Source organism: Paenibacillus sp. J2TS4, assembly GCF_018403245.1.
Lineage (GTDB): Bacteria > Bacillota > Bacilli > Paenibacillales > NBRC-103111 > Paenibacillus_L.
This window is the reverse complement of record NZ_BOSH01000003.1, coordinates 191,327-210,194: the sequence shown is the minus strand read 5'-3', so window position 1 is coordinate 210,194 and position 18,868 is coordinate 191,327. Positions and strand designations below refer to the sequence as shown.

Here is an 18,868-nt window from a genome sequence, read left to right as displayed (position 1 = left end):
TTGTTTAGCCGGCTGCTTCGTTCAAAAACTTGTACTGTGCTTCAATCAGACCATGATAGATTCCTCGCTTATTCATCAATTCATCATGATTCCCTTCCTCCATTATAGACCCATGATCGAGCACTACAATGCTATCCGCATGACGAATGGTAGACAGTCTGTGAGCGATAATAAAAGACGTTCTGCCCGCAAGGAGAGTTTTCATCGCTTCTTGAATTTTCAGCTCCGTCTCCGTATCGATGCTTGCCGTCGCCTCATCCAGGATGAGCACCCGGGGATCCGCAAGCAATGCTCTGGCAAAAGAAAGGAGCTGCCTTTGTCCCATACTAAGCACATTTCCCCGCTCCTGCACTTCCGTATCATAGCCATTCGGCAAAGATACAATGAAGTCATGAGCATGTACCGCCCGTGCCGCCGCTTCCACTTCTTGATCGGTAGCATCCAATCGGCCGAATCGGATATTGTCGCGAATCGTGCCTGAGAAGATGAACGTATCCTGAAGCACAATCCCAATTTGCGAGCGTAAGCTTTGTACCGTAACATCCTGGATGTCATGGCCATCTATTATAACTCTTCCCTGTACTGGATCATAAAAGCGGCAAAGCAGGTTGATAATCGTACTTTTACCCGATCCCGTATGTCCAACCAATGCGATGGATTGACCAGCCTTGACTTCTAAATCAATTCCTTTAAGTGCAGGACGATCCGGTTCATATTCGAATACTATATGCTCCAAACGGATATTGCCCTGAATCGGAGGCAGTTCCTTGGCGTTGCGCTTCTCCTTCACTGTCGGTTGTTCATCGATAAATTCAAAAATCCGTTCGGATGAAGCCATCGCGATGAGCAATTGGGAATACATTTGTCCCAATCGGTTAATAGGCTCCCAGAAATGCCCAATGTAAGTGGCGAAACCAACCAATACCCCGATCGAAATGTCGCCCGCAGCGACGAGAGTAGCTCCGTACCAGAACAATACGCAATAGCCGATCGCTCCGGTAATCTCGATTAACGGACCAAAGGACTGGTTCAAACGGGAAGCCCGATCCCACGATTTCCGGTTCACGTCGTTCATTTCGGTAAAATATTGCATGTTTTCTTTTTCCTGCACAAATGCCTGGGTCACTTTCATTCCTTGGATGCTCTCGTTCAGATGAGAGTTGATGCGTGACTGCTTCATCCGAACGTCCTGCCAGCCTCGTCTTATTTTTTTGCGGAGCGAGGTTGAGACCAGGAACATGAGCGGCACCGTAATCATAATGGCCAGTCCTAGCTTCACATTAAACATCAGCAGGATAATAACAATTCCTAGCAGCTGTATACAATCGATCAGTACGTTGACAACTCCGTTAGTGAATAAATCCTGCAGGGAGTTAATATCGTTCGTCACACGAACGAGCACCGATCCCGCTGGACGTTTATCAAAGAAACGGAAGGACAACGACTGAATATGACTGAACAGATCATGACGCAAATCATGTATCACTCGTTGTCCGATCAAGGACGTATAACGAATTCGGTAATTACTTGCCAGACACTGCACAATGTAGACGGCCGCCATCGATGAAACGATGATGAGCAACAGCTTGCCATTCTTCTCTATAAGCGCATGGTCAATCGCATAAGTGATGAACAAAGGAATGGCCAGCTTAGTAAGCGTCACCAGAAGAATGGTAATGATGATAATGGGCAGCATCTGCTTGCGGTAAGGGAGTAAATATTTAGCCAATCTTCTCAATTGGCCCCAGTCGAATGGTTTCTCCATGACTTCATCGTCTTGATAAACAAAACGCTGCTTGCCGTCCTTCGCTTTGTTCAACGATTCACCCGACTCGCTCGTTTGATGCTTACTCAATTGGCCCACCTCGGCTTCAGCAAAATCTCCTCGACCGAATCAGGCCGATCGGAGTATTGAATTTTATACGTTTCCAAGTAAGGTCCGGACTGCGACAAGAGCCGCTGGTGAGTGCCTCTTTGCACAATCCGTCCTTTATCTAGTACAATGATCTCATCAGCATGGCGAAGCGAAGAGATTCGGTGTGCTATAATAAAAGTAGTTCTGCCTTTCATCAATTCGCTAAAGCCTGCTTGGATTTCATGCTCCGTCTCCATATCGACGGCGCTCGTCGCATCGTCAAGTATCAAGATCTTCGGATCTTTGAGCAGTGCCCGGGCGATCGCTATCCGTTGCTTTTGTCCTCCGGAGAGCCCCATTCCCCGTTCACCTACAACGGTATCGTAGCCTTCAGGCATTTCCATGATGAAATCATGAGCCTTGGCTAATTGGGCTGCTTTAATTATTTGTTCCATCGGTACGTCTCTGTTCCCGTATGCAATATTGTTACGAATCGATGCGGAGAACAGGAAAGTCTCTTGAAAAACTACCGCTATCTGCTGACGGAACGACTCCAATTCGAACTCGTTAATATTTCTTCCGTCCAAAGTGATTGCTCCATCCTTGACGTTATAGGCCCGCATCAACAGCTGAATAAAGGTCGATTTACCGGAGCCTGTGCCCCCGAGCAAGCCGATGACGCTGCCGGCAGGAGCATCCAGTTGTATATTATGCAGCGCCGGAGAATGATCCGGATAAGCAAAAGTAACGTTCTCGTATTTAACATGACCCTGAATCTGCTCAGGATTAACCTTGATGGCATTGTCTACATTTTTGACATGGACATAGTGATGAAGCAGCTCGAGAATCCGTTCCCCGGATGCTTTGGATTGCGTATAGTTGTTGATATGAATCCCGATGCCCCACATCGGTCCGATAATATACCAGATCAAACCGTTGAAGGCGACCAATTCCCCAACCGACATCTGATCGGTTATGACCAGATATCCCCCTACTCCAAGTAGGATAACGATGCTTAAATTCGCAAACAATTCCATAACCGGAAAGAACTTCGCCCAAATATTAGAAGTGAAAATGTTTGTTCCTTTATAGTCCTCGCTTCTAATCGAGAATTTTTCTATCTCATACGGCTCGCGTGCAAAAGATTTAACGGTCCGTACTCCCGTAATATTTTCCTGCACCGCCGTTGTCAAATCACTCATCGATTTACGGATGCTGCGAAAGGCCGGGTGAATCTTCCCTTCGAATCGAATAGCTGTAAATGCCAGGAATGGCATAGTGACCATCGTAATCAGGGACAGCTTCCAGTTAATGCTGAACATCATGGCCAGCCCGAAGCCCAGCATGAGCATCACGTTCAAAATCTGCGCCAAGCCAAATCCGATGAAATGACGAATCGCCTCCAGATCGGCGGTCAGTCTTGACATCAAATCACCGGTTCTAGCTTTGTCATAGAATTGAAAGGATAAATATTGCAGCTTGTTGTACAACGCATTCCGTAAGTTGTACGCCACCCGGTTGCCCAGTCGTCCTCCGGCAAACCCGTGGAGAAATTGAAACGCCCCCTTAATTGTAATGACGACTATGACGAGAAGAGCCAGATAAGGAACCATCTCGTATTTGCCCAAGATGATTACATCATCGATCAAATAGCGGAGCAGATTGGGATATACAAGCCCCAAAGCCGTTGCGCACGCCAGGCAAATGATCGAGATGAAGAATAGTCTCTTCTCCTTCCAGTAGTACTCTTTCAACTGCCTAAATACATTCATGCTCTTGCCTCCCCTAAGCTTTGCATATCGCAAAACTTGTCTCGTAGGCATGCGCTCCTCGCTTTAAGCACGAAGGAATAGGGTTGCCTTCGGCCAAGCACACGGCAATCGCCTGCAGCGAAATAACGGGCCGGTTTGTCCCGGTTTTTCGCCTTTTCTACGCTTGTATCCAAGCGGATTTCCGCTCGAATCATTAGCAATATTATCACCATCCTTACAGGGGGGCAATAAGTAGAAACCCGCTAAAAACCTCCTATTTCAACATTTGCTAATAAAAAGCAGATACAATCGGTAGAATCCTTTAAAATAGTCGAAATCCCCGCGATTGCTTGCTATTTTCAAGTCCAATAATTTTCCACTAAAATTTCTCCGCTTTTTTGGAACTTTGCCAACAAAAAAACTCCGTACCTACTAGGTACGGAGGCTGGGAGCGACGCGTTCATCTGTCAATGCAACTAACTGGTTACGGGTCCGTTTAAGCTGGTCAACGTCGATCTTCATTTCCAGGGCATCCTTTAATCCCTGGTAATGATTTAGTGCCGATTGCAGCTCCATGTCGGCAAGCCGGCTCATTCTCTCTTTAAATTGGATGCTGTATGCGGACATTAATCGTTCTGCATGGCGGTCCAAGTACTGCTGGATGGCAGATCCAAGAGTAGCTTCCAGCTCCTGTTTCAGCTTTTCCTTGCCCTCTCCTTCAAAAAAGTACTTTCCGTTCTTGAAGAATCGATGCAGCCCTTTAATATCTGGCTCTTCCACAGAAATCGATTCGTCCACAACCGGCGTATCGAAGGGCTCCGCTTCAAAGCGTTCATGGGGATAGCCCGGAAATTTCTGCTCTATTTCCGTCCATAGCTTTTCCAAACGATTAAGAGAATAAGTATTCATAAATTGCTCTAGGCGAAGGGTCGTTGCAAGCACCTCCTGGGATAAATCATAGGAGAGCAGCCGGACAAGCTCAAAGTGAGCGGCTCGCAGCAACTTCCGAATGTCCCTTCCGTCTTCACGCAAAGAGCCAGGATTAAACGCCAGGTTGTACAGTTCGCCAAAACGGTAGGTCAACCGCTGCCGGACATAATAAAGCAGTTCTTGAACTTCTTTGGCTAAATCGTTCTGTCCAGCAGAGTCGTCGGCCTCCCGAATGATCGTCTTGACCTGTGTACATGCTTCCTCAAGGCGGTCTATGCTATCCTTTCGTTCTTCCTCACTTTGATAGGCGCTTTGAATCCACTCCTGCATAGTAGCAGCCGCCCGCTGCAAATCATACTGGGCGGAACGGACAGCCATCTCGCTTAATTCTTCATAAGTGAATCGAATGAACTGTCGTTCAAACTCCACTATACCCGATTGCGCGAGCAGTGTCTTGTCGTTGCCCAACTTGCCTTGCACCGCCTGCTGGCTGGATACAGGATAAATTCTCGCATTCCTTACACCATGACTCGCCAGGTTCGATTCCACATGCTCGATGACCGCGCTCAACTCCTCGGAATCGGCGGCCAGATCGGCAGCATTGACGATAAAAAACATTTTATCCAGCTCAAAAGCGTCCTTGACCCGTCCAAGCTGCAGCAAAAATTCCCGGTCAGCCTGGGAAAATGCATGGTTATAATAGGTGACGAAAAGAATAGCGTCAGCGTTTTTAATATAATTGAACGCTACCCCGGTATGACGTGCGTTGATCGAGTCCGCTCCCGGAGTATCGACGAACACCATTCCTTGCTCGGTCAGCGGGTTGCTGTAATAGAGCCGGATGGATTCTACGAAGCAGGATTTATCTTCTTCGGCGACATATCCTGCAAACTGCTCGAGATCAGCCGTCAATTCATTACCCAGCCGTCCTTCGGCGGAGCTCCAGCCTTTTTCCACCGCCTTCAAAAAGGCGTAATGAGGCTTTCCTCCCTCGCTTACCTGCTCTGGGGAGATTCCGGCGATTGCCCGCAAACATTCCTTCCGGGTCCCCCCCGACATTCCCAGCACATCGAGCGAATAGCGGATTTCTTCCAGCACCGCCTCCTCCGTCTTCATGACGACTTTAACCGTCCCATGCGGACAATCGTCTGTTGGCGGCAGAATCGTATTGATCGCTGCAGTGGTCGGGTTAGGGGAAACCGGCAAAATTCGTTCTCCAATCAAGGCATTGGCAAACGACGATTTTCCCGCGCTAAAAGCTCCGAACAAGGCGACGGTAAACCGATTATTTTCCATCCGTTCGGCTTTATCTATCATAGAGCGGGAGACGGACTGCAGAGCGGACATCTCCTTCGTCAAGGCTACCGCTTCGCGTAAGGTTTGCGCCATCCGACGCAGCCGGTCGCGATGATCCTTAACCCGGGTCAGACTTCCGCCGTCTGCTGCTGCTCTGCCTGCTTCGGCCGCCAGGCCATTGGCGACGGAAGGGGAAGCGGCCTGGCGAGCACTCCCGGGAGCCGGCTCAGAGGCCTTCTTCGCCGTCACGGAGCTATCGGCTGCCTCGGGATCGGTTGATCGGGCTGCGGCAAATTCCTGCTCATCGTAATCACCCGGGGATGGCAGCCTGAGCCCTGTCCGGGGCAGGGCGCTCTCGGACAAGCCAAGCATCCGCTTCAGCTCCTCCTGCTCGGCCCGCTCCATCTGCTCCAATTGGCGCTGGGCTTGCAGAGCTTCCTCCAGCTCCGCCAGTTCCGACTCCAGCTGCCGCCGCTCGACTTCGAATCGAGACGTCAACTTATCGATCAGCTCATCCGCCAATTCCATAGCTTCTCGCCGAAACGAAGTTTTTACTTCCGACGAGAGTTGACGGGAATAAGTAAGCGTATATTCGCTAGAAAATTCCGCCCCCATATGAACCTGATCAGCCACCCAGGAAGCCGGATGCTTAAACTCCAGCCTGGCCACCGACGACGGCTCCAATTCCGCTGACACCCCGTACTCCTCTGCTTGTTTCTTAATGAAATCCTGCAGATGCCAGCTCAGTCCCGCTCTAACCTTCTCGGAAAAATCCGTGTAAAAGTCATTCAATCGACTGGCGATTTCCTTTTCTGTTTGTGCCGCTCTCGAGAAAAAACCAACTTTGAAGCCGGGCTTGCGGCTCTGCAAATAATGATGAGCCAGATCTCTGGTCGCGGCGGGGGTAAGATTGGCATTCTCGACGATGGAGCCAATCTCATTCTTCCATTCCGCATGAAGCTCGAGCGGGAGCTGCTTCAATTGATTTAATCGCTCCCGTTTCTGTTCATACTGTTCGCGGGCTTCTTCCAGGCCGTCGCCCTGACGAATCTCTGCTCGCAGCTCTGCCTTCTCTTCTTCTCGCGAGGCAGACATGACCGCCACATGCTTGCGAATAAGCTGCTCAGAAGACGCAGCGGCGCTTTGTTGGCGCAACGGCTCGGAGCAACCTTGCAGCTTGCGAATAAGCCATACCAACTCGCTCCATTCGTGATGAGGGTGCTCCGGGTGTTTCACCGACAGATACAGAATCCCGTCCGGGTGGATGTTCCAGTTGCCAAAAGCTTGCTCCACACTTTTCTTGTACTGCTTAAACGGCAGCTCTTCCTCCCGGTGCTTATCTATTTGATTGACAATTAAGTAGACGGGCTTGCCCCAATCCTGAAGCTGCTTCGTAAATGCAAAATTCGTCTCCGACTGGACATGATTATAGTCCATGACATAGAAGACGACATCCGCCAGATGCAGAGCCGATTCGGTAGACATCCGGTGAGCATCGTCCGTTGAATCGATGCCTGGAGTATCCAGCAATACCGCATGCTCCCCCAGAAAAGGAATCGGATAACGGATATCGATCGAGCGAATATCCTCTCCATTCTTGCAATATTCCGCCAGCTGCTCCGGTTTGATCCGGTCCGGCTCGGCCCGGTCGTTTCGGTAGACGGTTACCTCCGCCTTTCCATTGCCGATCGATACAATGTTAGCGCTTGTAGGAATCGGACTGGATGGCAGCAGCTTAGCGCCACACAAGCGATTGATCAGACTTGATTTCCCAGCGGAAAAATGTCCGCAAAAAGCAAAATAGAGCTGCCCGGATGCCAGCTTCTTCTTGAGCTGCATCATCTTATCGGCATGCCACGAGTCCCCTGCAGCCTGCATACCGGATGCCAGCTTGGCTATCGTTTCCAAACCATTCATCACACATTCTCCTGACCCTTAGTTGTCCGTTACAAATAAAATAACCCCACCTTTGCGGGGAGCCCCGGAACTTATAAACTCAAAAAAACCGAAATAGCTTCGGTTAGAAGTTTTGAAAAACAGAACTCCGGCTCCCGGAACCTTAAACCTCGGTGTTCGAATGAATGATCCCGGTGGAGACTGTTGAAAGGGCGCTGCCTAAACAAGATCCCTATCGGCTGATGAGACAGCGCCTTTTCAAAGGTCTCATTCTTCTATTGGGTTTGTTTGTACTCCGTACTAGTGTATCACATTTTCATTCTCGGGGAGAATGATTTCGAACACATCCCCGTGCTGCAGAATCGTAATGTTCTGTTCCTTCACTTTCATGACGACTACTTCAGGCTTCGCTCTCATGCGATCCAAGTAGTTGTCCGGAACCTCTCCCGATTCACTGACGACAATGCCCTCAATCTCTTTTTCCTCGTTTTCGGCAAATGGAGTTTTCATAATCTCTTCATAAATGTCAGAGAACACTCCGAAGTTTTTAGTATAGACCGATATGCATTTCATGTCATCCCATCCTTTTTCTGTAGCTTCCCTATCTAGTCTTGACTTCCTTCGTTTTCCTATTCTTCAAAGTGTTCATTCTTTTTTTGCCTTCACGGCACAAATCCAGCAAAGGGCAGATTTCACAGTTTGGATTTTGTGCTTTGCAATGATACCTTCCGAAAAAGATGAGACGATGATGAGTCAGGGTCCATTCTTCCTTGGGCACTTTCTTCATTAATTTTTTTTCTACTTCCAGTACCGAATCTTCTGCTTTCGCCAGGCCTAGACGTTTGGATACCCGTTCCACATGGGTGTCCACAGCAATGGCAGGCACGCCGAAAGCATTAGAAACAACGACATTGGCCGTTTTTCTACCGACACCGGGAAGCTCAACCAATTGAGAGTGCTCTTGCGGAATTTGTCCATCGTATTTCTCTATTATTAACTGACAAAGCTTTTGAATATTTTTCGCTTTGTTCCGATACAGTCCGATGCTTCTAATGTCCTGCTCCAGCTCCTCCAAAGGAACAGCCAAGTAATCTTCCGGCTTCGTATATTTCTTGAATAAAGAATCCGTAACTTTATTCACCTTTTCATCTGTACATTGAGCAGACAACAGCACTGCGATCGTCAGCTCGAACGGATTGGAATGGGTTAATTCACAGTGGGCGTCCGGGAACATCTCCCCGATCGTATCCAGAATGCGCCGAACTTTCAGAGTACTCATATTCAAAGCTCCCCTTTCCCAATCTTTCGCCCGAACACCCTACAGTGTATCGAATCCGATAAAGATATTCAATGCTGGTTATGCAGTAAAAAATGAACATTTTTAAAACGTTTCTAAATTGAGAAAAACTCTTATCGGAATCCTTCGAGGATGAGCGACCGCGTTTAAAAGAAAACCGTCCGAATAAGGAATTCCTTTATTCGGACGGCCTATTCCTAATGCCGAGTATCCTCTGGCCATTTCAGCTATGGCAGTACTGCTTTAAGAGACTGTTCCAAAAGCATCCTAAAGCTTTTGAACTCTTATTTTATGGGGCGACCTTCACTTGGTGAAGCGATTTGCCCAAGTAAGTAATTTCAATTTTGCTGCCGGGAGATAATTGAGCAAAGGTCAGACTGGTGTCTCCAGCCGATAAGATCTTGGCATCTAATGGAACATTGTACGACTTGGTAGCTCCATTCTGATCTTTAACGGTGATTTGACGATTCGTATCGTTCTTGCTGATCAGTTCGTAAGATAAAGTCTGTTTCTTTTGCATTGAGTATACATAATCTTGTTGAGGACCGACAATCGCTTTAACCGAATCGCCAACCTTCAGATCATCCAATGTCGCATTATCCTGGTTGAAAGCTTCCACTCCAACGAAAGTATTCATTTTCAGATCCAGATATTGATTGTTCGGCATTTTCAGCTTGAGTTCTTTCGTTGTCGGGTTAATCATCGATATGACTCCTTCGTATCCGATGTTCAGCGCGATGTTAACCAATTCATCGTTGTTGTTGTAAGTCAAATCGACTTTTTTACCAATAGCAAACATACTCTCGAACTGTTCCAGAGCAACCGAATTTCCGTTGTACGTCAAACTAATTTTATCGTCCAATTGATAGATTTCCGGAACGTTGTTCTTCTTGATGATCAAGTATTTAGTTTTATTGTCATAGCCTTCGATAGTCGCCATATAGCTGACGGTTTGTATCCGTTCCTTGACAAATAACTTCTTGACATTATTATCCGCATCGAGATAAACCGTCACTTCGTCTCCAACCTGAAGCTCCGCAATCGACGAGCTTAGCTTCCACGGCATAATGACTTCTACAAAATTATTGTCGTAAGAATAAGTGCCGAAACGGCCGTCAGCGAATTGGATCGTCAAATATGAAGCACGGTTGTCCAGCTTAATATGATCCAGCTTTCCTTCCTTGATCACTTCTACATTCGTCGAGGTAACTTCGACCTCTACGATGATATTGTTCTCCACCCGGAAGCTGATCGTATCCCCTTCGAATAGATGATCCAACGACCGCACTGTCTCCTTATATTTGACCGGAACGTTATCGATAAAAATATATTCCTGCTTCCCTAGGCCGTTCTCGTTAACGGTCAGTTTCTTGCTTTCTTTGTCCACAGAGACGAAAGTTCCGACTGCAGTCTTGTTGATTGGAGCTTCCTTGATTGTAATATGGGCGATTTTACGATCGTCTGTGAAGCGGATTTCAACTTTGCTATCTTTTAGAACATCCGACAGACTTTGACCCGAGCCATTTTTATCCGTTACCGAAGTACCGGACATCAGCTCGTACACTTCCGATTTATCGCCGGATTTTAAAGTAAGTCTCATTGCCGACAAATCAATATTTTCTACTTTGCCTTCCACAGTCTGGTAGGAAACCTTTTCTTTGATTTCCATATAATTCACCGAATTGTTCTGTACAACGGCATATACGGAGTATCCCGGTTTAATCCCGCTCCACGATATCTTTCCGTCATTGCCTTCTCCGTAAATAACCGAATCGGAATTAATATTCAGTGTCCGGGACTGCCCTTTCGTATCGGTCACTTGCACAGAGCTGCCAGTAATCGCCTGAACCGTCCCGTACAATACTTTGTCGGGCTGGAAGGAATTATGATGCTGAGCCCGGCTGATAAAGGTCGCCATCTCCGCTCTGGTAACCGCTTGGTCCGGACGGAAGGTGTTGTCTTCAAAGCCGTCTACAATTTTTAACGAAATCGCTTCGTTGATAAATCCGATATTGCCGTCTGCGATTTTGTTGTTATCGCTAAAGCCGGTCGACTTGGATTTCTTTTGCTCTGCTTCGCTTTGTTTATTGATGGCGCGGATAACGATTTTGGCCACCCATTCTCTGGAGGCGCTGCTTGTTCCCCAGCTCTTGCCTTCCGATGGAGAACCCGAGCTCTCTTCCTTAATATTCAACAGTCCCTTTTCAATAGCGGTTACGACATACCCACGCGCATAATCGCTGACAGAGAACGGGAGCACATAGTTGTCGGTTTTTACTCGTTCCGCCTCCTGCTCCAATCCCATCAACCGGATCGCAAGAACGATCACTTCCTCCTGCGACACTCTATCGTTGGGCACGTATTTGCCCTCATCCCGGCCCTGCACTATTCCTTGAGCGGCCAACTGGGTAACATATCGGTGAGACCAATGGGACACCGGCACATCGTCAAATTGATAGCTCGAAGCCGCGGCGATTTGAACAAGACCGCCCTCCGGCTTCCATTCAGCGGCCATGATGCCGCCCGCCTGGCTGCCAACCACCATAGCGGATACGACTAACGAAACAATAACTTTCTCAGCTTTCTTCTTTCCCGATTTCATTCCTCTTCCCCTTTCAGCCTGAATGCTACTTCTTCTCTTCCTCATTCTCTCTCTCCAACCGTTTGGGCAAATCCACATGTCCCATCAAGCTGTTCGACTCTTCGCCGTCTATCAGAATTGTTATAGCCAGCACTTCGTCGAACTGGAACAAGGTATTCTTTAATGCTTGCAAAGCCAGAGCCTCTCCCTGAGAACCGAGCACAGCTTCCGGACTAATCGACAGATCGACGGTCAACTCTCCGGAGCTCAGGTCGGCCGAAGAGAAATCAATACCGGCGAACAGAGCGACATACTCTGGACCCGGGCTTGATTTCAAAGTATGAAGAGCGGCTAAATATTTACTTGATTCATCAGTATAACGGATATCCGTCTTTTTGGAAATCAGTTTTTCGGCATCCGTATCGCTAAAATAAGCTTCTATGGACAGTTCTTTATACTGCTCCTCTGCCCCTGGAGTTGGACTTGCGGCCCCTTCAGGAGGCAGGGCTGATCCCGTTGTCGGTTTCGCATGATTTCCGCAGCCAGCAATTAAGATCGCAGTAAAAATAGAAAGGATGACAAGCCTTTTAGTCATTGTGCGCATAATCCCTCACCCCTTATTGAATCTGCAAATAATCCTTAATTCCTGCTACAATTCCCTCGGCTGCCCGGAGCTGAAAATCTTCCTGGTACATTTGGGCTTCGTCCTCCACATTGGAAAGATATCCGATTTCGAGAAGGACGGCCGGCATGGAGGTAGTTGTAATGACGCGGAAGTTATTTTTCCGGACCTTCCGGTCCGTAAACCCGGTCGCTTCCAAAACATGCTTATGCATCGTATTCGCAAGGGACAAGCTTGCGCTTCTCCAATAATAAGTCTCCTGCCCGTTAATTTCCGGTCTGAATTTATTCCCGTGTATGGAGATGAACACATCCGCCTCCTGGCTATTGGCAAAGGCTACACGATCATCCAATTCGACGAACGTATCGTCGCTTCGGACCAGCAATGGCTGAATAAGCGGTTCTTGATCCAACAGTTCCTTGACTTTCAAGGTTACAGCCAAGGTGAACTCTTTCTCGCGCCGGCCGGTTAGGGACAAAGCTCCCGGGTCTTTACCACCATGCCCTGCATCGATCACTACTTTATATACAAGCGGTTGAAAAGTTACAGTCACTTGATTCGTCCCCGGATCCTCCACAAGCTTGTAAGAGGCTTTGGATTTCAGATCCACGACGACTCGAACGGTGTAAGGGTTGTCCGAAAATAAAGCGTAACGAATCTTGGATACCATAGGATGATCCTCAACCTCTATCGTCCCTCCATTCATATCGGGATCGGACGATAAAGCTTGTCCAAGTCGATAATTAGGCACGTCAATGACCAAACGGCTCGGACTGATCAACGAAAAATGCTGGGAATTCATAGGTTCTGTTCCCTGAATAATCAACTGATCTCCATCCATATGTATGGATTCCATTGCTGGAAGAGATGGATCCGGTTTCGGCTTCACGATCGGACTTGGATCTGGAGTAGGAGTTGGATCTGGATTCGGAGTAGGAGTTACTTCAGAAGGATCTGTCTCTTCTGGATCGTCCGCAGGCGGTTCTTCAACCGGCGCATCCACCATATGTACGGAGCGGGTTTCATTATCCCACGACACATCCAGTCCCAGATTCTCGGCAACAAACCGGACAGGGACCAGTGTGTTCCCCTCAATGTTAACCGGGGAAACTTCCAGCGGATAACCTCTTCCGTCGATGGAAGCGTAGGATTTGTCGATCCAGAGCAGCATTTCCGCTTCTGTCTTTTGGATCGTAACCCTTTGTTCCTCCTGATTCCAACTGACTTTCGCGCCCAGTTCTTCGGAAACAATCCGAACAGGGACCAGTGTCGTATCGTTCAAGATGCGGGAGGCTACCTCAGGGTTCAGCTTCTTTCCGTTCAAATATAGCGGAATTTCTTCTACCGATTCGTCCGCATAGATGAACTGGGGAAGTATAAAGAGAAAAACAAACAAGGACAACAGGGAGACTACTAGCTTTTTCATCATTACACCTCTGAGTTTAGTAGATTATGGCATACGACGTATATTTAGACGTAATATTTTCCAAAAAGTTGCGAAAAAAGCTTCCTGTCGACAGAATTTTCTGTTTCGACAAGAAGCTTTTTGGGTATAATGATGTGTTTAGCTTAGCTGCTTCCCTTAAGCTCCGCTGCGATCCCTTCCATGCCCTCGCTTGGATGGATTAACTGATAGACCTCATAGTCGCTGTGATTAAGCTTGCTGCTTTGCTTCATAGGCGGCAATTTTGTCGCTATGCTGCAAGGTCAAGCCAATATCGTCCAAACCAAGGAGCAAAAATTGACGACGGTGCTCATCCAACTCAAAAGATAGCTCAAGCCCTTGATTGTCGGACAATTTATTATTCTCCAGATCTACGTTCAGCTGATATCCTTCGTTAGCTGCCGTACGCTCGAACAGATCCTGAACCTGTTCCTCGGACAGCTTAATCGGAAGAATTCCGTTCTTGAAGCAGTTGTTATAGAAAATATCTGCAAAGGACGGAGCGATAACTACTTTAAAGCCATAGTCCAGAATCGCCCAGGGAGCATGCTCCCGGGAAGAGCCGCAGCCGAAATTGGCGCGGGAAATCAGTATGGATGCTCCCTTGTAGCGAGGGAGATTCAAGGAAAATTCAGGAATCACCTGGCCGCTTTCATCAAAGCGCCATTCGTAGAACAAAAATTGTCCAAAGCCGGTTCTTTCGATTCTTTTCAGAAATTGTTTAGGAATAATGGCATCTGTGTCGACGTTGACGCGGTCAACGGGAGCCACCAGTCCGGTATGTTTTTTAAAAGGTTCCATATCGAGCAACTCCTTCTAACATTAATTAAATTTCCAGTCGCGAACGTCGACAAAACGTCCTTCAATCGCAGCCGCCGCAGCCATCGCCGGGGAAACGAGGTGAGTCCGTCCTCCGCGACCTTGGCGACCCTCGAAGTTACGGTTGGAGGTAGATGCGCATCTTTCTCCGGGGCTCAGCACGTCCGGGTTCATCGCCAGACACATGCTGCAGCCGGCATCGCGCCATTCAAATCCGGCTTCGGAGAAGATTTTATCCAATCCTTCCTTTTCCGCCTGGATTTTGACACGTCCAGAGCCAGGAACGACAATCGCGTTCACAGACGGAGACACTTTGTAGCCTTTGGCTACAGAAGCCGCTGCACGCAAATCTTCGATCCTTCCGTTCGTACAGGAACCGATGAAGACTCGGTCTACGTTCAACTCCGTCATCGGAGTTCCCGGAGTAAGCCCCATATATTCTAGTGCTTTCTCCGCAGCTTTTCTTTCATTCTCGGTAGCAAAATCTTGCGGGTTAGGCACCGCTGCGCTAATATTTGTTCCCATTCCCGGACTCGTTCCCCAAGTGACCTGAGGAATAAGAGAGTCTGCATCGAACTCGACTACGAGGTCATAGACAGCCCCTTCATCCGTTACGAGGCTTTTCCATTTCTCGATGGCTTGGTCAAAGGCAGCTCCTTGCGGAACGTATTCACGACCGCGCAAATATTCGAACGTCGTTTCGTCCGGAGCAATCAGACCTGCGCGGGCGCCCGCTTCGATAGACATGTTACATACGGTCATCCGCTCTTCCATCGACAGGGAACGGATAGCATCGCCGGTGTACTCAATAACGTATCCGGTAGCAAAGTCGGTCCCGTATTGGGCGATGATGCCCAGAATCAGGTCTTTCGCCGTCACTCCGGTGCTCAGCTTGCCATTTACGCGAACCTCCATCGTCTTCGACTTCGATTGCTGCAAGCATTGCGTAGCCAGCACATGCTCGACTTCGCTCGTACCGATCCCGAAGGCAAGAGCTCCAAAAGCCCCGTGGGTAGACGTATGGCTGTCTCCGCACACGATAGTCTTGCCGGGATGGGTCAAGCCGAGCTCGGGCCCCATCACGTGAACAACCCCTTGGTCTGTGCTGTCCAGATCGAACAGCTTGACACCGAAATCGGCGCAGTTGCTCGACAGAGTATCGATTTGCTGCTTCGAGATCGGGTCTTTGATATTAAAACGATCCTTCGTTGGAACGTTATGGTCCATCGTCGCGAAGGTCAGATCCGGGCGGCGGACTTTGCGGCCGGCCAGACGGAGCCCTTCAAAAGCTTGCGGCGATGTAACCTCATGCACCAGATGCAGGTCAATATAAATAATGCCAGGCTTTCCTTCTTCTTGATGAATGACGTGATTGTCCCAAATTTTTTCATACATCGTTTTCTTCGACATCTTTTTCACCTCAACGAAAGTTCTCCATCGACAAGATCATCGATTTTCGATTGTTATTATAGTATCATCTACGGCTTCATTGATCCAAGATATAATAACTATAACTTCTATAGGAAAAAGATATAAGCAGTGCCCATATCCTAATTCCTCCCACCCTTTATTATCGCACGTTATGCCGGCAAGCGGTAGCACCTATTTTATCCATTCGGTTTCCGGCGACCTTATTCGACAAGGACGAGGCTGCCCACCTGACAATGGACAAAAAAGCTCCCGAAAGACGGGAGCCCGTGCCTGGAGTCAGCCTGGCCTTGCAGCTGGCAACCACAGTATACTATCACTGCTTCTTATATTCTTGATACCATTCATTGGCCGCTTTCATCATTTCTTCGCCGCCATCCGCTCTCCACTGCATTAAAAATTTATCATAATTATCGATGGAATCGGCCCCGCCAATAATTTTGATATACATATCCTCGGCCATTTTAGCAAGCTTCTGCACATTTTTAGTCACTTCTTCAATGGGAGGGGCGTATGTGATCGGGTCGAATACCATAATTCCTTCCGCGTTCTCCAGATAGGTCTCAAAATGATGCTGAATGATCGGGTCCTTACGCAAGCGGGCTTGCCAATAAGTCGGATAATTCTCTTCGTCGACACCGGTCAAGAAATAACTTGAGTTGTTCCGCTCGTCAAAAAACTTAGGAAAGACCGGATAATATTTGCCATTTTCCACGGTATGATGGACGCCTTCCTCACCAACGACCAATCCTTTGAAAATATCTGCATCAAATTTCATATCCAAATATTTCATAGTTTCTTCCTTGTTTTTGGAAAACTTCGGGATGACGGCATAGCCGCCCACTCCGTCTCCTGACGCCTGTACAACAGAAATCCCGTCTTTTGTTTGCATATACGGGAATATAGTCAGCTCGGTATCAGGAAAATTTTTATGAAAGGCATTTACCAGATTAGGAGCGCTCCACCAGGATATGCTCATCATTGCGGCTTTGCCGCTCGCCATTTTTTGAATCGAATTATCCATGGTGTTAATCGGCCACTCGGAATCGATCAGTCCTTCTTCGTATAATTTATTCATAAATACGAGATATTCCTTTATAGCCGGATCTTCTGTGTGATAAATCAGCTTTCCATCCTGTTCCTTCCAGACTGTCGTAATGCCGAATGCCAAGGCGATGTCCGGGAAAACAGCATTTTTGCCGCCAGTCAACGGAATGACCTGTTTCTTCTCCTTGATCGTTTTCAACAGCTCATAAAACTGATCCAGATCCTTTGGCGGCTGCAGCCCGAGCTCATCCATCCAATCCTGCCTCATAACCAGCCCGTGTGAAACATTGGCACCCGTTCCCGACTGCGGGATGGCATAAATTTTGCCGTTATACTTCGCTTTATTCCAGGATTTCTCTGAAATGACTTTCTTCATATTCGCCCCATACTGTTCGATCAGCTCATCTAACGGTTCGAGAGCTCCTGAACTGACCAGCTTATAAAACTGGGTGTCATACAGCATCAAATAATCGTACGGTTCTTTGTTGGCCATTAACAAATTCAGCTTCTCATCGGGCTCTTCCGCCGGTAACTGCTCATATTTCACATCATAACCGGTAGTATCCTTCAGGTACTGCGCCACGGGATCGAGATTCGGATCGAAACGCTCGAACGGCAGCAGAGCCCGCAGTCTCGGCTTCTCCTGCGAAGCATCCTTTGCATCGGTCTCGCTGGGACCGGAAACCGGCGGCTCTTGTGAATCGCGGCCACTGCCCCCTCCTCCGCAAGCGGTAATCAATACAGCTAACAGTATCGCCATCGAGGACGAAAGCGCCTTTCTTTTTCCCATAGTAAACCCTCCTTGAACAGTGAATACATTGAAAATTCGAATAGCGGCACTCCATAAACTCCAACTTTTTTTTAGAAAAGGCTAGAGCGGCCTTCCACTCCCAGAACCAATGCTCCCGCGGCACCACATCCTTTCCAGAGATTGCTCTTTCGCTTCATTCCATTGGAGCCCGCTTACGCAAGCCCTTTCAGCAAAAGCTCCGTTGATCCGTTGCAGTCTAGCCTTTAACGGAACCTACCAATACCCCTTTGACAAAATATTTTTGCAAGAACGGATAAACCAGCAGAATCGGAACAGTTGCCACCAGAATAGAGGCCGCTTGAATCGCCTGCGGAGTCGCATTCATCGCGGAATCAATGCTTAGAGGCATCCCTGCCGAATTATAGGCATTGTTCGCATGCGCTATTAATTCTTTCAAATATAATTGCAGCGGCTTTAGTTCCGTCGAATGGATATAAATCATCGCGGCGAAATAATCATTCCAGTAGCCGACCGCATAGAACAGCGCTATAGTAGCCAATACTGGCAAGGATAGGGGGAGGGTTATGCGAAACAGAATGGCCAGATTGCTTGCACCGTCAAGCTTGGCCGATTCCTCCAGACTGTCCGGCAGCGCCTCGAAATAATTTTTGATAATGAGCACGTTGAATACGCTGATCATCCCCGGCAAGATTAGTACCGCCAGCTTGTCGATCAGGCTGAGCTTATGCATTAGCAAATAAGTCGGGATCAGGCCGCCGCTGAACAGCATGACGAAGATGTACATCAATATGAACAGCCTGCGTCCCCGTAAGCGGGGTTTGGACAACGGATAAGCAGCCAATGCGGTCATAAACAAGCTTACAGCCGTCCCGATAATCGTAACGAGAATGGATATTTTGAACGAATTGAGAAAAGTGCGGTCGCTGAGCACATATTGATAAGTTCCCATTTGCCAATCGACAGGAAAGAAGGTAACTAAGCCTGCGTTGACCGCCGCTTCGCTGCTGAACGATTTAGCAATCAAATTCATAAACGGAAGAATCGTCGTGAAGCTTAAGAAAGCAAAGAATAAATAGTTGAAAACGGCGAATACTTTTTCTCCCCGAGACATGGGCATCCAACCTTTCCCT

Annotated in this window: 12 protein-coding genes; all 12 read right to left on the bottom strand. The window is 48.0% G+C overall.

Annotated features, from left to right (window positions below; all coding sequences use genetic code 11):
• Positions 1-4 precede the first annotated feature (4 nt).
• The 12 genes from KJS69_RS08300 to KJS69_RS08245 all read right to left on the bottom strand — a co-directional run bounded on the left by KJS69_RS08300 (position 5) and on the right by KJS69_RS08245 (position 18,849).
• Complete coding sequence (locus tag KJS69_RS08300; RefSeq protein WP_249730428.1) at positions 5-1,855, bottom strand: ABC transporter ATP-binding protein; 1,851 nt, start codon at positions 1,853-1,855, stop codon at positions 5-7.
• Positions 1,852-3,627, bottom strand: coding sequence for an ABC transporter ATP-binding protein (locus KJS69_RS08295; RefSeq protein ID WP_213583267.1), 1,776 nt, complete (start codon positions 3,625-3,627; stop codon positions 1,852-1,854). The genes KJS69_RS08300 and KJS69_RS08295 overlap by 4 nt, the downstream gene beginning before the upstream one ends.
• Before the next feature lie 411 nt (positions 3,628-4,038).
• Positions 4,039-7,749 (bottom strand): dynamin family protein, encoded by a 3,711-nt coding sequence (locus tag KJS69_RS08290; protein ID WP_213583266.1) that lies wholly within the window; start codon positions 7,747-7,749, stop codon positions 4,039-4,041.
• A 279-nt stretch (positions 7,750-8,028) separates the two neighbouring features.
• Positions 8,029-8,301 (bottom strand): NAD/NADP transhydrogenase alpha subunit, encoded by a 273-nt coding sequence (locus KJS69_RS08285; RefSeq protein ID WP_213583265.1) that lies wholly within the window; start codon positions 8,299-8,301, stop codon positions 8,029-8,031.
• A gap of 28 nt (positions 8,302-8,329) precedes the next feature.
• Positions 8,330-9,007, bottom strand: a complete 678-nt coding sequence (gene nth / locus KJS69_RS08280) for an endonuclease III (RefSeq protein ID WP_213583264.1) — start codon at positions 9,005-9,007, stop codon at positions 8,330-8,332.
• Between the two features lie 307 nt (positions 9,008-9,314).
• Complete coding sequence (locus tag KJS69_RS08275) at positions 9,315-11,627, bottom strand: S-layer homology domain-containing protein (protein ID WP_213583263.1); 2,313 nt, start codon at positions 11,625-11,627, stop codon at positions 9,315-9,317.
• Between the two features lie 25 nt (positions 11,628-11,652).
• Positions 11,653-12,210: a GerMN domain-containing protein gene (locus KJS69_RS08270; protein WP_213583262.1), complete on the bottom strand. Its 558-nt coding sequence runs from the start codon at positions 12,208-12,210 to the stop codon at positions 11,653-11,655.
• Positions 12,211-12,223: 13 nt separating this feature from the next.
• Positions 12,224-13,657 carry an N-acetylmuramoyl-L-alanine amidase family protein gene (locus tag KJS69_RS08265; RefSeq protein ID WP_213583261.1) on the bottom strand — a complete coding sequence of 478 codons (1,434 nt, stop codon included), beginning with the start codon at positions 13,655-13,657 and terminating at the stop codon, positions 12,224-12,226.
• A 225-nt stretch (positions 13,658-13,882) separates the two neighbouring features.
• A complete protein-coding gene (gene leuD / locus KJS69_RS08260; protein WP_213583260.1) occupies positions 13,883-14,473 on the bottom strand; it encodes a 3-isopropylmalate dehydratase small subunit in 591 nt (196 codons plus the stop codon).
• A gap of 21 nt (positions 14,474-14,494) precedes the next feature.
• A complete protein-coding gene (leuC, locus tag KJS69_RS08255) occupies positions 14,495-15,901 on the bottom strand; it encodes a 3-isopropylmalate dehydratase large subunit (RefSeq protein ID WP_213583259.1) in 1,407 nt (468 codons plus the stop codon).
• Between the two features lie 334 nt (positions 15,902-16,235).
• Complete coding sequence (locus KJS69_RS08250; RefSeq protein ID WP_213583258.1) at positions 16,236-17,756, bottom strand: extracellular solute-binding protein; 1,521 nt, start codon at positions 17,754-17,756, stop codon at positions 16,236-16,238.
• Between the two features lie 217 nt (positions 17,757-17,973).
• Positions 17,974-18,849 (bottom strand): carbohydrate ABC transporter permease, encoded by an 876-nt coding sequence (locus KJS69_RS08245; RefSeq protein WP_374706617.1) that lies wholly within the window; start codon positions 18,847-18,849, stop codon positions 17,974-17,976.
• Between the last annotated feature and the right edge of the window lie 19 nt (positions 18,850-18,868).

Coding starts and splice junctions, on each gene's coding strand:
- KJS69_RS08250 (WP_213583258.1), bottom strand. CDS start 17,756: ATGGGAAAAAGAAAGGCGCTTTCGTCCTCGATGGCGATACTGTTAGCT.
- KJS69_RS08275 (WP_213583263.1), bottom strand. CDS start 11,627: ATGAAATCGGGAAAGAAGAAAGCTGAGAAAGTTATTGTTTCGTTAGTC.
- leuC (WP_213583259.1), bottom strand. CDS start 15,901: ATGTCGAAGAAAACGATGTATGAAAAAATTTGGGACAATCACGTCATT.
- leuD (WP_213583260.1), bottom strand. CDS start 14,473: ATGGAACCTTTTAAAAAACATACCGGACTGGTGGCTCCCGTTGACCGC.
- KJS69_RS08265 (WP_213583261.1), bottom strand. CDS start 13,657: ATGATGAAAAAGCTAGTAGTCTCCCTGTTGTCCTTGTTTGTTTTTCTC.
- KJS69_RS08285 (WP_213583265.1), bottom strand. CDS start 8,301: ATGAAATGCATATCGGTCTATACTAAAAACTTCGGAGTGTTCTCTGAC.
- KJS69_RS08270 (WP_213583262.1), bottom strand. CDS start 12,210: ATGCGCACAATGACTAAAAGGCTTGTCATCCTTTCTATTTTTACTGCG.
- nth (WP_213583264.1), bottom strand. CDS start 9,007: ATGAGTACTCTGAAAGTTCGGCGCATTCTGGATACGATCGGGGAGATG.
- KJS69_RS08290 (WP_213583266.1), bottom strand. CDS start 7,749: ATGAATGGTTTGGAAACGATAGCCAAGCTGGCATCCGGTATGCAGGCT.
- KJS69_RS08245 (WP_374706617.1), bottom strand. CDS start 18,849: ATGTCTCGGGGAGAAAAAGTATTCGCCGTTTTCAACTATTTATTCTTT.
- KJS69_RS08295 (WP_213583267.1), bottom strand. CDS start 3,627: ATGAATGTATTTAGGCAGTTGAAAGAGTACTACTGGAAGGAGAAGAGA.